This window comes from Citrobacter sp. ANG330 (genome assembly GCF_047467925.1).
Taxonomy (GTDB): Bacteria; Pseudomonadota; Gammaproteobacteria; order Enterobacterales; family Enterobacteriaceae; genus Citrobacter_A; species Citrobacter_A amalonaticus_G.
Window position 1 is genome coordinate 12,801 of sequence record NZ_JASJUI010000006.1, and the last position, 13,478, is coordinate 26,278.

At 51.5% G+C, this 13,478-nt stretch carries 13 protein-coding genes; 6 read left to right on the forward strand and 7 right to left on the reverse strand.

The genetic code is table 11. The annotated features are described in order from the left end of the window. Nucleotides 1-189: 189 nt before the first annotated feature. Both QNN88_RS14320 and QNN88_RS14325 read right to left on the reverse strand, forming a co-directional pair. Nucleotides 190-477 (reverse strand): DUF2623 family protein, encoded by a 288-nt coding sequence (locus QNN88_RS14320; RefSeq protein ID WP_414240813.1) that lies wholly within the window; start codon nucleotides 475-477, stop codon nucleotides 190-192. An 84-nt stretch (nucleotides 478-561) separates the two neighbouring features. Beyond that, nucleotides 562-2,202, reverse strand: a complete 1,641-nt coding sequence (locus tag QNN88_RS14325; protein WP_414240814.1) for a methyl-accepting chemotaxis protein — start codon at nucleotides 2,200-2,202, stop codon at nucleotides 562-564. 731 nt (nucleotides 2,203-2,933) lie between these two features. Here QNN88_RS14325 and QNN88_RS14330 point away from each other — a divergent pair. Next, nucleotides 2,934-5,312 (forward strand): autotransporter domain-containing protein, encoded by a 2,379-nt coding sequence (locus QNN88_RS14330; protein WP_414240815.1) that lies wholly within the window; start codon nucleotides 2,934-2,936, stop codon nucleotides 5,310-5,312. Between the two features lie 46 nt (nucleotides 5,313-5,358). Here QNN88_RS14330 and yghX read toward each other — a convergent pair whose 3' ends face one another. Further along, nucleotides 5,359-6,246 (reverse strand): YghX family hydrolase, encoded by an 888-nt coding sequence (yghX, locus tag QNN88_RS14335; RefSeq protein ID WP_414240816.1) that lies wholly within the window; start codon nucleotides 6,244-6,246, stop codon nucleotides 5,359-5,361. 81 nt (nucleotides 6,247-6,327) lie between these two features. On the opposite strand from yghX, the gene QNN88_RS14340 reads away from it, so the two are divergent. After that, nucleotides 6,328-7,368 carry an aldo/keto reductase gene (locus QNN88_RS14340; RefSeq protein WP_414240817.1) on the forward strand — a complete coding sequence of 347 codons (1,041 nt, stop codon included), beginning with the start codon at nucleotides 6,328-6,330 and terminating at the stop codon, nucleotides 7,366-7,368. Nucleotides 7,369-7,471: 103 nt separating this feature from the next. On the opposite strand, the gene QNN88_RS14345 is transcribed toward QNN88_RS14340, so the two are convergent. Beyond that, nucleotides 7,472-7,975 (reverse strand): ESA_00282 family adhesion-associated protein, encoded by a 504-nt coding sequence (locus tag QNN88_RS14345; RefSeq protein ID WP_414240818.1) that lies wholly within the window; start codon nucleotides 7,973-7,975, stop codon nucleotides 7,472-7,474. A gap of 104 nt (nucleotides 7,976-8,079) precedes the next feature. Between QNN88_RS14345 and QNN88_RS14350 the strand changes: the two genes are divergently transcribed. Further along, nucleotides 8,080-8,490: a hypothetical protein gene (locus QNN88_RS14350; protein ID WP_414240819.1), complete on the forward strand. Its 411-nt coding sequence runs from the start codon at nucleotides 8,080-8,082 to the stop codon at nucleotides 8,488-8,490. After that, entirely contained in the window at nucleotides 8,486-8,917 is a 432-nt protein-coding gene (locus QNN88_RS14355; protein WP_414241020.1) for a cytoplasmic protein, read from the forward strand. Before QNN88_RS14350 ends, QNN88_RS14355 begins: the two co-directional genes overlap by 5 nt. A 62-nt stretch (nucleotides 8,918-8,979) precedes the next feature. Here QNN88_RS14355 and exbD read toward each other — a convergent pair whose 3' ends face one another. Together exbD and exbB are read right to left on the reverse strand one after the other, a co-directional pair. Continuing rightward, nucleotides 8,980-9,405, reverse strand: a complete 426-nt coding sequence (exbD, locus tag QNN88_RS14360) for a TonB system transport protein ExbD (RefSeq protein ID WP_414240820.1) — start codon at nucleotides 9,403-9,405, stop codon at nucleotides 8,980-8,982. A gap of 6 nt (nucleotides 9,406-9,411) precedes the next feature. Further along, nucleotides 9,412-10,146 (reverse strand): tol-pal system-associated acyl-CoA thioesterase, encoded by a 735-nt coding sequence (exbB, locus tag QNN88_RS14365; RefSeq protein ID WP_414240821.1) that lies wholly within the window; start codon nucleotides 10,144-10,146, stop codon nucleotides 9,412-9,414. A 249-nt stretch (nucleotides 10,147-10,395) separates the two neighbouring features. On the opposite strand from exbB, the gene metC reads away from it, so the two are divergent. After that, on the forward strand, nucleotides 10,396-11,583 hold the full coding sequence (gene metC, locus QNN88_RS14370) for a cystathionine beta-lyase (protein WP_414240822.1): 1,188 nt from the start codon (nucleotides 10,396-10,398) through the stop codon (nucleotides 11,581-11,583). A 140-nt stretch (nucleotides 11,584-11,723) separates the two neighbouring features. After that, a complete protein-coding gene (gene yghB, locus QNN88_RS14375) occupies nucleotides 11,724-12,383 on the forward strand; it encodes a DedA family general envelope maintenance protein YghB (RefSeq protein ID WP_414240823.1) in 660 nt (219 codons plus the stop codon). A gap of 48 nt (nucleotides 12,384-12,431) precedes the next feature. Here yghB and QNN88_RS14380 read toward each other — a convergent pair whose 3' ends face one another. Next, the gene (locus QNN88_RS14380) at nucleotides 12,432-13,331 is read right to left on the reverse strand and encodes an AraC family transcriptional regulator (RefSeq protein WP_414240824.1); all 900 of its coding nucleotides are present in this window, start codon (nucleotides 13,329-13,331) and stop codon (nucleotides 12,432-12,434) included. Nucleotides 13,332-13,478: the final 147 nt, after the last annotated feature.

The window sequence follows — 13,478 nt, forward strand, 5'->3', positions numbered from 1 at the left end:
TTTATAGTTATTCCGTTACGAAGACCTGGCTCTTATTTTGCATCAATCGCAAAACCGTAACTGCGATCGGTGCGCCATTTACCACACTTTTGTTATGGTTATGTAGCCTATGATACTGCGAGGGGATACTAAAACGAAGGGAATAGCCGGTAGTGTAATTAATTAAAGCAAGATAATACCCCCTTTGGATCAACCTTCGAGTCGATAGCCGGCCATGAAAAAACGAATCGTGATGCTGGATTGATTTTCCCGAAAGAAATCCATCACCATTTCTTTATCTAACCCATAGCGGCGCGTCAGGATCCCCGCTTCCCAGGCGCTGAGTTGCCTGTCGCCGGTTTTTTCAAACATGCGATGCGAGAATCCTAATACGAAGCCACGTTTATAATCGGAACAAAATTTCGCCACATTTCGGGCGCTGTCAGCCTGCGTGGCGCGTAATCCGGCCATCAGGCCCTTGCCAAAATGATTGTTCATGACCTCTCCTTAATCGCTATACAATGAATTATATAGCGATTTTTTAAGCAAAGGCCAGAGGGTTCAGCGACTTTTTACTGGGCCTTAGAATGCCACCCATTCATCGCCTGCCGCAGCGGGCTCCGGGCGTCGCTGCCCGGCAGGAGCGGCACCTTTTTCGGGGAGACTGGGGGCGTCATTTTGCGATAACCGGAACTGTTGCACAGAACGCTGTAAGTCTTCCGTTTGTCTCTCCAGCGCCGCAGCGGCGGCGGAAACCTGCTCCACCAGCGCGGCGTTTTGCTGCGTGACGCCATCCATCTGAGTAATCGCAACGCCCACCTGCGAAATCCCTTTGCTCTGCTCTTCAGACGCCGAGGCAATCTGCTTCATAATGGTGTTCACTTCCGTCACGCCACGCAGAATTGCCTCCATCGTTGAGCCGGTATCCTTCACCAGGGTCGCGCCGTGGTCGACACGGCGCACGGATTCAGCAATCAGCGTTTCAATCTCTTTTGCCGCGTTTGCACTACGGCTTGCCAGATTACGTACTTCACCGGCGACGACAGCAAATCCACGCCCTTGCTCACCCGCACGCGCCGCTTCGACCGCAGCGTTCAATGCAAGAATGTTGGTCTGGAAAGCAATACTATTGATGACGGTTGTGATTTCAGCAATCTGCTTCGAGCTGGCGGAAATCCCGTCCATGGTTTCAACCACTTCAGACACCAGCGAGCCGCCTTTTCCTGCGGTGTGTGATGCGGCATCTGCCAGAAGGCTAGCCTGACGCGCGTTATCCGCATTCAGCTTCACCGTGGCGGTAAGCTGTTCCATGCTGGCGGCCGTCTCTTCCAGCGCCGCGGCCTGCTCTTCCGTTCGTGATGAAAGGTCATTGTTACCGCTGGAGATTTCAGTGGCGCCCCGCCAGATATTGTCACTGCCGGAACGGATGGTGTGGACCGCGTCGCGCAGACTGTCCTGCATTGCGCGCAATAAAGGCACCAGTTGACCGACGCAGTTACGCCCAATATCGTCAATCGGCTGGCTGAGATCGCCCTGAGCTATCTGGCGAAACTGTTGACGGATCCGCGCCAGCGGTTTCACCAGCATGGTCACCAGATAGCGATCGGTGAAGAAGAGGATTGCAATGCCCAGGATCACCGCGCCAATGATCAGGGTACGGATGATCGACGTTTTACCGTCCACCATCACGCGAGTTTGATCGAGCCTCACGCCTGCGGCCTTATTAAAGCGTTCCGCACTGGCACCAAACGCCCGGCTCAGCGCAGGCGTCACATTATTCGACTGCTCACTCCAGGCGCTCTGCGTGCCCTGCTGCGCCAGTTGCATTTGCGGCGTGACGCCTTTATCGAGCAGATCCTGCCAGCTCGCCAGCACTGCTGCGGCAACCTCAGGATCCATTGGCCCAGGCGAGAGTGTTTTCATTTCCTGCAACTTTTTGCTCATATTATCCAGCGCCTGCTGCACGGGGGCGAAATCTGGCGTTCCGCCGCTGGCTTTCAACTCCATCGCACGACTGAGTCGGGTAACAAAACGGAAATACTGATCGTTGCCCTGGCTGAGTACCGTCATCTGGCGAACAAGATGGCGATCGACTTCGTTGCCTTCCGCGACACGGGAAAGAGACCAGGTGCTGTACAAACCCACACCCACCCACATTAAACAGAAAATACCCAGAATCGTCAGCATGACGACACGGATAGTGAAATTACGAAGTAGTTGCATAGTTGTTCCTTGCCGTTAGGGAAAAGTCGCCCAGAGGCGAGTCTTAATCTCGTTATCGGCAGAAACGGACGAAGTTATAATCTTTCAGAACTCTTTTTATAAAAATAATTGCGGTCATCCTGTGTGAGAAAAAACAATCTCAGAGTATGAAATCCCTTTGCAAAGGAGATGTTTTATCTTTTCAGCGAATGTGAAAATGTAAAACACTTGCTCAGCAAATTACCCTCATGTTCCGAATGGGTTATGGGGTTTATTCGATCCTGTCTATGGATTGCGCAGAATTTAGATAAGAGCCTAATAATTTGCCCACTAAGCGAACTGCAACATTGATTTTAAAAATGCGAAGTACGTTATTAATCAGTTTGAAAAATAGAAATGTCACCTAATCATTTTGAGTCCAATTTTAGACTTTATTACATCTGCACCACTTAAGATGTTTCTTAATTCCATTTATTTCCATTAAAAAGAGATCAAATTCAATCCAATCCCAAATGGAATTAAAAATGCGCAAAATAATGAACCGTACACTATTATCCCAATGTGTATTCGTCGCTTTAGCCTCCTTTAGCGCTTATGCTTCCGCTGCTACTAACACACCATGTTCTGATGGAAATACCTCACAGACCTGCGGTTTAAGGGCTGCCACAACCACAGACGGAATTAACGTTTATCAGCAAGACACAGGTGTGAGCAATGCGGTAATGGCGGACCCAACATCAGGCTCGATTTTTATGAATGGGCATACCGGTGCAGACGATACCCAGTCGTTAATCGTTAGCGGCACAAATATGACCGGCAGTTATATCCAGGGGAGTAAGGGTGGCACGGCAAATATTACCGTTACCAACGGCGCAACCGTCGATATGATTGAAGTGGGCGATGTCGGCTTCACCACCAATACCACTGTCACTGTCGATCATTCGACGCTAAATGGCGAAAACGATGCTGTTTTATATCCGAATAAAAAGGATTATATGCTGGGTGCGGCCATTTATCTCGATCCTGCTGATAACGGTTATCATACTGCCAATATTACTAATGGCAGCGTTTTACACGGCAGTATTATGAGCGGTGGCGCAGGGACACAAACGATATCCATGAGCGACAGCACCCTGGATAAAGGCGGTATTTATGCCGGTAGCGAAAATTCTGATACCACAATTTCACTGACCAATTCGACGGTAAATGGCACCGAGAGTCGAGTGGCGTTGAATCCTGATAAAGCCGCTGACTTTTTGAAAAAGACAGTATTTGAAGGCGCTAACCTTGATGCGAATAGCGATCTTGCCGTCGCGATGTTTGGTACCACCAATACGTCGCTTTCACTGAATAACAGCAGCGTAACCGGTGAAGTCGGTATAGAAAATGAAAATGGAAAGGGAACGAGCAAAATTTCTCTCACCAACAACAGCAGCATCAACGGTAATGTCATTCTGAGTGGCGATTCAAATAATAATATTACGGTCGATAACAGTGCCATTAATGGCAACGTGGACGCCAGCGCGAACACCGGCAATACCACCATCACGTTGCAAAATAATGCCAACGTCAAGGGAGATATTACGACAGGGGCGGGCAATGACACGGTGGTACTGACGAATAACTCCCACGTGAGCGGCAATGTTAACGGCGGCGACGGTAGCGATTCCCTGTCAATGGATGCAGGCAGCTCTGTTTCCGGCCAAATCAGTCAGTTCGAAACGGTCAATACCACCAGTAATAACAACATCAACATCGATACGATTAACGATGCGACAGTCTGGAACCTGCAAAGTGGTTCAAGACTGGTCGCCAGCACGACAGGCAGCAATGCGTCGGTCAGCATGAGTACCGACAGCTTTGTGGATTTTGGCACCATTACGGGAACGAATAATACTGTCATCGTGAACAGTATTTCTCCGTCCTCACAGAATCAGTCAAACCTGATGCTGGGCTCCTTCAGGACCTCGGGCACCGCTGACCCAAAAACCTACGCAGCCGCCTCATTCACTAACGGGCAGCAATCCGTTGAAAACCGCAGCGGTGCCTACAACTACGACAACAGCCTGGATATTGTCGCTGCCGACACCTCACCGCAAACGATGCTGAAAGCGGAGAATAGCCAGACCTGGAATATCCTGTTCAGCAGTTCCCAGGGGGCGCTGGCAAGCGACGTTCAGGGTCTGATTGCCGGTCTGGATGCCGCCGAACAGGCGGGCCATCAGGTCGCTGACGACATCAGTAATCATATGAACCAGGTGCATCTCGCCAGCCTGTTTGGCGAACAACAGGACGGAGCGCAGGTGTGGGGCGATTTCTTGTACCAGAACGGTAACTTCAGTAATGACGTTGACTATAAGAGCATCACCCAGGGCGCACAGGGCGGCGTTGACTGGACGGCGCATCTGGATAATGGCGACAGCGTAACGGGGGGGATCGCACTGGCCTGGACCCGCAGTCGTGTGCAGGACACCAGTAACAGCGCAGATAGCTTCAAAGACACCGTTTACGGCAACTATTACAGCCTGTACGGCGGATGGCAGCAGGCATTAAACGGTAAGGACTGGGGTCTGTTCGCGGATGGTAGCTTCAGCTACGGCGACATGCGTTACTCGCTGTCAGCCAATAACGTAACCGGTGATACCAGTGGGATGACCGAAGCGCTGAGCGGTTCTACAGATGGCAGCCTGTATATGGCGCAAGGCCGTACCGGCGTCAACATTTTGCTACCGGGCGAAACGCTGCTGCAACCGTATGCAACACTGGGCTGGGATCAGACCAAAGCCGATAGCTTCTCCGACCAACAGATCGCTTTCTCTGACAGCCAGGTCTCCTCCTGGAACGGCGGCGCGGGTATTCGTCTGACGACAGCTATCCGCGATCTGAATAAGAATGTACAGGTGATGCCGTGGATCGATGCACGCTTCCAGAAAGAGTTCAGTGATGATACTGACATCCAGGCCGCGGATTATCACAACACCGCGGGTCATAACAACACGATGGGCATCTTTGGTGCGGGCATCAATGCGACTATCGCGCATAACTTCTCTGTGAATACCGGCGTTTACGTCGGAACGGGTGATGTGGATAACGATGCCAGCGTGCAGGCCGGTATGAGTTACAGCTTCTAAGTGAGACAGATTGCCCGGCTGTGTTGTCTCTGCCGGGCAATTTTCGCTAGCGCAAATATTTCTCAAACCACTCTAACGTTCGTTTCCACGCTATCTCTGCGGCCGCATCGTCATAACGCGGTGTGGAATCATTATGAAATCCGTGGTTTACGCCCGGGTAGATCCAGGCTTCAAAGACCTTATTATTGGCCTTTAGCGCGGCTTCATACGCAGGCCAACCTTCATTGATATTTTTATCCAGTTCCGCGTAATGCAGGAGTATCGGTGCTTTTATCTTCGGCACATCCGCAGCGGCAGGCTGGCGACCATAAAACGGTACTGCACACGCCAGTTCCGGATAAGCCACGGCAGCCGCATTTGAAACTCCCCCACCGTAGCAAAACCCGGTGATCCCCACTTTTCCGCTCGCCTCAGGGTAGTTTTGCATAAACTCGATGGCAGCGAAAAAGTCGTTCATCAACTTCGTCGGATCCACTTTCTGCTGCAACACTTTCCCTTCTTCATCGTTCCCGGGATAGCCACCCACCGAACTTAAGCCGTCGGGCGCCAATGCAATGTACCCCGCTTTCGCCACCCGTCGCGCCACATCTTCGATATAAGGATTCAACCCACGATTCTCATGCACTACCACCACGGCGGCGACTTTACCCGTCGCGTTCGCCGGCTTCACCAGATAACCGCGCACGTTGCCATGACCGTTTGGCGATGGATAGTGAATATACTCAGGCAAAATATCAGGATCGGTAAATTTCACCTGCTCCGCCAGCGCATAGTTAGGCTTGAGCATATTGAACAACGCCAGCGCCGTCACCCCGCCAACGGCGTACTTTGCTGCGAGATTGAGGAACTCCCGTTTCGAAATTTTCCCGTGCGCATAGTAGTCATAATAATCGAGCAATGGCTGGGGAAAATCTTTGGCTGTCAGACGCGGCATCGCATATCTCCCGGATTTGTGATTTTATAAGCATAGAATGAAAACGCTGTTTCGAAAATTCATCACAAGAAAGGAGACATCATGTCCTGGAACGCCTCCCCTGGCCGCTACGAAACGATGCAGTACCGCTACTGCGGTAAAAGTGGCCTCCAACTCCCTGCACTGTCGCTCGGCCTGTGGCACAACTTCGGCCACATTCAGGCCCTCGACTCACAGCGCGCGCTGTTGCGAAAAGCCTTTGATTTAGGCATTACTCACTTTGATTTAGCCAATAACTATGGGCCGCCTCCGGGCAGCGCCGAAGAAAATTTCGGGCGTCTGCTGCGCGAAGACTTTGCCCAGTATCGTGATGAACTGATTATTTCGACCAAAGCCGGCTACGACATGTGGCCAGGCCCTTATGGCTCCGGCGGCTCGCGTAAATACCTGCTTGCCAGTCTCGATCAGAGCCTGAAGCGTATGGGGCTGGATTATGTCGATATCTTCTATTCTCACCGCGTGGATGAAAACACACCGATGGAAGAGACGGCATCTGCGCTGGCTCACGCCGTACAAAGCGGTAAAGCGCTGTATGTCGGTATTTCGTCTTACTCGCCGGAAAGAACGCAAAAAATGGCCGAACTCTTGCGCGAGTGGAAGATCCCACTGCTGATCCATCAGCCCTCTTACAATCTGTTGAATCGCTGGGTGGATAAAAGCGGTTTGCTGGATACGTTAAAAGCCAACGGCGCGGGCTGTATCGCCTTTACGCCACTGGCGCAGGGATTGCTCACCGGGAAGTATTTGAACGGCATCCCGGAAGGGTCTCGTATGCAGCGCGAAGGGAAGAAAGCGCGCGGTCTGACAGAAAACATGCTGACGGAAGCCAACCTGAGCAGCCTGCGACTGCTTAATGAAATGGCGCAACAGCGCGGTCAGTCCATGGCGCAAATGGCGTTAAGCTGGTTGTTGAAAGACGATCGCGTTACATCTGTCCTGATTGGCGCAAGCCGCCCGGAACAACTGGAAGAAAATGCGCAGGCACTGAAGAATTTGTCGTTCACTGCAGAAGAGCTGGCGCAAATCGATAAGCATGTCGCTGATGGCGAGCTTAATCTCTGGCAGGCATCGTCAGATAAATAACGCACAAAGCCGGGTAGCGACGCGGCTGCCCGGCCTTTTTCAGTGCTGATGACGAGTCAGTCTGTCGGGATATCCCCACTCTGCAACATCAGATCAACACACTTCAAACGTCCTTAGGTTCGACCTGTGGACGCTGATACTCAGGCCACACCAGCGCTACCAGTGCAGGATACGCCTCGACGCTAAATTCCCGGAAACACTGGCGTAAGTTCAGCACATCGAGATCGGAATGGGGAACTTTTTCACCGTTGAGACAGCGTTTTTTTATCGTATCGTAGTATTTATACACTGCGGAATTGAGATCGCTACAGCGCCGTTGCGCATCAAACAGCCCTGGCGTGTCATTCAATTGCGCCATCGTCATGCGTTTTATCGTTGCGTGAAGGAAATCAATATATTCGTGATTGACGCGCCAGTACCATACCGGTGTAATAGCATTCATCAGCGCGGAAAAATGGTCCTCCCCCTCTTCTTTAGTCAGCGGCATTGATTGCGTCGCAGAGGCCAGTTCTTCGGCGTTGCGCGGTTTATTAAATTCGCGCATTAATAAAAGCACGCCGACGGTCAGCAATAGCAAAGTAATGACAGAATAAAAAATACTGTTCATAGAATGACTCCATTTTTTTTGATTCTAAAATTACCCCATGTTATTGTCAACGCGACCTGCCAAATAAAAATAACTATACTTTTGATATTAAAGGATATTGTGACATGCTTCCCGAGCATCTGGTCCCGCCGCGTTTTCATCTGTCAGCCGCACGCAAGACAGAAGAAACAGCAGAAAACAATGTTAATTTCACTCAGGGCAAAATAAGCCTCAGCGATTATGAGGCCGATATCTTAATGAGTACCACACCCACCGGGCAATCTAAAAATATCCTGCTTGAAGAACGCGATCGTCATTTTAAAGAACGTCTGGAGCGGGTGGCAAAAATTGAGACTTTCGCACGGGTTATTAATGCGTTACAGGCCGAAGGCGATATCGACGCGCAGACCTTAAGTAAAATACTGGCTGAAATGACCACGCATATAAATGAAAACGGCAATGAAATTTGGCTTAATTTAATTACCCGGGAAAAAGACTCGTCCCTTTTCTATTCTCTGGATGATAACAATGATTAAAGATGTTGAAGATAACAATGTCTATTTGGCTTTAGATAATAATAAAAGCGATCAATTTATCTTAAAGCAGAATCTTGCTGCGCTGATCGCCAGTAAAAATGCCATTCTTGAAAGTGTGGCGCAGGAGGTCACCTCTATCCCTGCAGCACTGGTACGTCTGAAATGGCAAAACCGCCGGGAAATCTATGCGCTACAGGTTAAAGAAGAAATTTATGGCGCGACGATTAACGCCATCATCAGGCGCAACCCGGAACTGCGTGACAAAATTATGGCGCGTCTGGAGAGTACCTGGCAGCATTTTTTGGCACGCGAGACGGCAACGTTGCGCCTGACACGTAAGCTTGCCGAAGGTAACTACCGCACAATCAATATCACCACCGTCGCGCTTAATGAACATCTGGCGCAGAAGAAAAGCGAGAAGCCATAAAAAAGCCGGGCTGCAATAACGCATGACCCGGCCTTTTATCTCATCGCATCGCGACGACACGGCTATTTCGCTTTCGCGACCTCTTCACCGACCAGACCAATTTTCAGATAGCCTGCCTGGTGCAAGGTGTCCATCACCTTCATCAGAGTTTCATAATCGACGGTTTTATCTGCCCGGAAGAAGATCGTGGTGTCTTTCTTGCCTTCGGTCAGCGCGTTCAGTTCCGCAATCATGGTTTCGTCCGTCACCGGATCGTTGCCAATAAACATGCTGTTATCTGCTTTCACCGACAGATAAACCGGTTTTTCCGGACGCGGTTGCGGCGTGCTGGTGGAGGCTGGCAGATTCACCTTCACATCCACGGTCGCCAGCGGCGCGGCCACCATAAAGATGATCAACAGGACCAACATGACGTCGATAAACGGCGTCACGTTGATTTCATGCATTTCACCGTTATCGTCCAGATTTTCATTAAGACGCATTGCCATGAAGCCTTACCCTACACGTAATTTCTGCGCGGTACGCACCGGATGCGCGGATGCGCTTGCATCCAGATCCAGATCGCGACTTTGCAGTAACAGCACCTGCGCCGCCACATCGCCCAACATCGCTTTAAGACCGCCAATCTGACGGGCGAAGATGTTATAGATAACCACGGCGGGTATAGCTGCAACCAGACCGATAGCCGTCGCCAGCAGCGCTTCCGCAATACCTGGTGCGACAACGGCAAGGTTGGTCGTCTGCGTTTGCGCAATCCCGATGAAGCTGTTCATGATGCCCCAGACCGTACCGAACAGACCGACAAACGGTGAAATCGCCCCGATGGTCGCCAGGTAACCATTGCCACGCCCCATATGGCGTCCTGCCGCCGCAACGCGACGCTCAAGACGAAAACCGGTGCGCTCTTTGATCCCTTCGTTGTCTTCGCTGCCCTGTGACAGTTCCAGTTCGTTCTGCGCTTCATTGAGTAATTGCGTGCTGAGACTGTTAGCAGCAAAGTTTGCGGCGATGTCACTTGCCTGATCCAGAGAGCGGGCGTCAGCTAACAGTTGCTGTTCGCGCTTCAGTCGGCGCTTCTGGGAGAAGAACTCGACACTCTTACTGAAGAAGATAGCCCAGGTGACCACTGACGCCAGAATCAGACCAATCATCACGCACTTAACCACGATATCGGCGTGCTGATACATACCCCAGACGGAAAGATCCGTCTGCATCAAATTATTACCCACTCTGTATCTCCAGGACGCAAATCACAAAACCTGAGCGTAATAATATCAAAACGACGTCGAATTGATAGTCGTTCTCATTACTATTTACATAGTGCCGCACCTTTGGTTTCTTTTCTTTGCGCTTACGCAGTAAAACATCACGAGAGACGATTTTGATAAAATATTGTGCTTAATCCCATTCCCTGGGATGCGTATTTTATCATTCGTGGTAGTTTAGACGTCCAGACGTATAAAAACAGGAAACACAACATGGCAGAAAAACAACTGGACACGAAACTGGTCAGCGCCGGGCGCAGCAAAAAATACACGCTGGGATCGGTAAACAGCGTGATTCAACGCGCCTCATCACTGGTATTTGAAACGGTCGAGGCCAAAAAGCACGCCACCCGCAACCGCGCTAACGGCGAACTCTTTTACGGACGCCGCGGCACATTAACCCATTTCTCACTGCAGGAAGCGATGTGCGAACTGGAAGGCGGCGCAGGCTGCGCGCTCTTCCCTTGCGGCGCTGCTGCCGTCGCCAATACGATTCTGGCTTTTGTCGAACAGGGCGATAACGTGTTGATGACCAACACGGCCTATGAGCCGAGCCAGGATTTCTGTAGCAAAATCCTCGGGAAACTGGGCGTCACCACCGGCTGGTTTGATCCGTTGGTGGGCGCCGATATCGTAAAGCATATTCAACCCAATACCCGAGTAGTGTTTCTTGAGTCGCCGGGTTCTGTGACGATGGAAGTGCACGACGTACCGGCGATTGTCGCCGCCGTCAGACGCGTCGCCCCGGACGCCATTATCATGATCGACAATACCTGGGCGGCGGGCGTACTGTTCAAAGCGCTCGATTTTGGTATCGATATCTCCATTCAGGCCGCGACCAAATATCTGATTGGTCATTCTGACGGCATGATCGGCACGGCCGTCGCCAATGCCCGCTGCTGGGATCAGTTACGTGAGAATGCCTATTTGATGGGACAGATGGTCGATGCCGATACCGCCTATATGACCAGCCGCGGACTGCGTACCCTGGGGGTACGTTTGCGTCAGCATCATGAAAGCAGCCTGAAGGTTGCCGAATGGCTGGCTGCCCATCCGCAGGTCGCACGGGTTAATCATCCGGCGTTACCAGGCAGTAAAGGACACGAATTCTGGAAACGTGACTTTACAGGGAGCAGCGGCCTGTTCTCGTTTGTGCTGAATAAAAAGCTCAATAATGACGAGCTGTCCGCTTATCTCGATCACTTCAGCCTCTTCAGCATGGCCTATTCGTGGGGGGGATTTGAGTCGCTGATTCTGGCCAATCAGCCTGAGCAGATTGCGGAAATTCGTCCGGAAGGAGGGGTGGATTTCAGCGGAACGCTTATCCGTGTGCATATTGGTTTAGAAAATGTTGACGATCTGATTGCAGATTTAGCCGCCGGATTTTCGCGTATCGTGTAAAATTGACGCCAATGGACATCTGTGCAGACACTTTTTCCCGAAATTGTCTGCATGAGTTGCGCCTGGGATCAAGGCATCCGGGGTTGTTCAGGAGTACAATAGGACCATTAAGGCGTAAACGCTGTTCCACAGGAAAGTCCATGGCTGTCATTCAAGATATTATCGCTGCGCTCTGGCAACACGATTTTGCCGCGCTGGCGGACCCACACGTTGTTAGCGTCGTCTACTTTGTGATGTTCGCCACGCTGTTTTTAGAAAATGGCCTGTTACCGGCTTCATTTTTACCCGGCGATAGTCTGCTGCTCTTAGCCGGCGCACTAGTCGCGCAGGGTGTCATGAGCTTTGTCCCAACCCTGATAATTCTGACGACAGCGGCCAGCCTCGGCTGTTGGCTCAGCTATATTCAGGGGCGCTGGCTGGGCAATACGCGAACGGTAAAAGGCTGGCTGGCGCAACTTCCGGCGAAATACCACCAGCGCGCGACCTGCATGTTCGACCGCCACGGTCTGCTGGCATTGCTGGCAGGACGTTTTCTGGCGTTCGTGCGCACCCTGCTGCCCACCATGGCGGGGATTTCCGGGCTCTCCAACCGTCGCTTCCAGTTTTTCAACTGGCTGAGCGGGCTGCTATGGGTCGGTGTGGTCACAAGCTTTGGCTACGCGCTCAGCATGATCCCCTTTGTGAAGCGCCATGAAGATCAGGTCATGACCTTTCTGATGATCCTGCCCATTTTTCTGCTGGCGGCGGGGTTGATCGGCACGGTGGTGGTGGTGATTAAGAAGAAATACTGCAGCGCCTGATACGTTGATTGCCGGATAGCGTTCTGCTTATCCGGCCAGCGCCATCCGTTAACTCCCCTGCATAGTGCGGATCCGCGCCGCATCTTCTCCCGGCGTCACGCCAAAATAGCGCTTAAATTCACGACTGAACTGCGACGCGCTTTCATAACCCACCCGCATGGCCGCCGCGCTGGCCTTCATGCCGTCGTGGATGATCATCATCCGCGCCTTATGCAGCCGATAGGTTTTCAGATACTGCAGCGGCGATGTGCTGGTTACTGACTTAAAATTATGGTGAAACGCAGAGACGCTCATGTTGGCTTCAGCCGCCAGTTGCTCGACGTTGAGGTTTTCGGTGTACTTATTTTCAATGCGTTTGAGCACGCGGCTGATCAGGCTGAAGTGGGTTTGCCTGCTTACTAACGCCAGCAGCGCACCGCCACGCGGTCCGGTCAGGACGTGATAGAGAATTTCACGGATAATCTGTTTACCGAGGATCCGCGCGTCCAGCGGGCGCTCCATGACGTCGAGCAGACGTTCTGCCGCGCAGAGAATCTCCTCAGAGAGCGTCGCGGAATTGATCCCGCTTGCCGCCATCGACGGCTGAAAATGTTCGTCCTCGCCAATATCCATCAGCAGTTCCTGCAATTGCAGGATATCGACATTGATGCGAAATCCGGCGAGCGGTACGTCCGGTGTCGCATAGGTTTCACATTCGAAGGGTAAAGGTACGGTCAGCAGCAGGTATTCATTGGCGTCGTAACGGAAAACCCGCTCATTGATGTAACCGATTTTATGGCCGGAAAAGAGAAATATGATGCCGGGGTCGTACATCACGGGTGTCCGTAAACCCGGTTCGATACCATACAACAGACGAATGTCCGGCAGCAGCTCACTGAGTTTATGTTCATTGTTTTTCAACTGCTTAACTTTATCTGTCAGCAGTAAACAGATCTCTTCTCGGTTCATAACAGGTTATTTTCTCAACGGATGACGACGCCTTGATTGTGCGCAAATTTATCGTTTTTCTCCAGCACTCTGGAGAAATGGGCAAGACATTGGCAGAAATGAGCATTGAGAGGATAGCCGTGCGCGACCACAATGTTCTCCATCAGG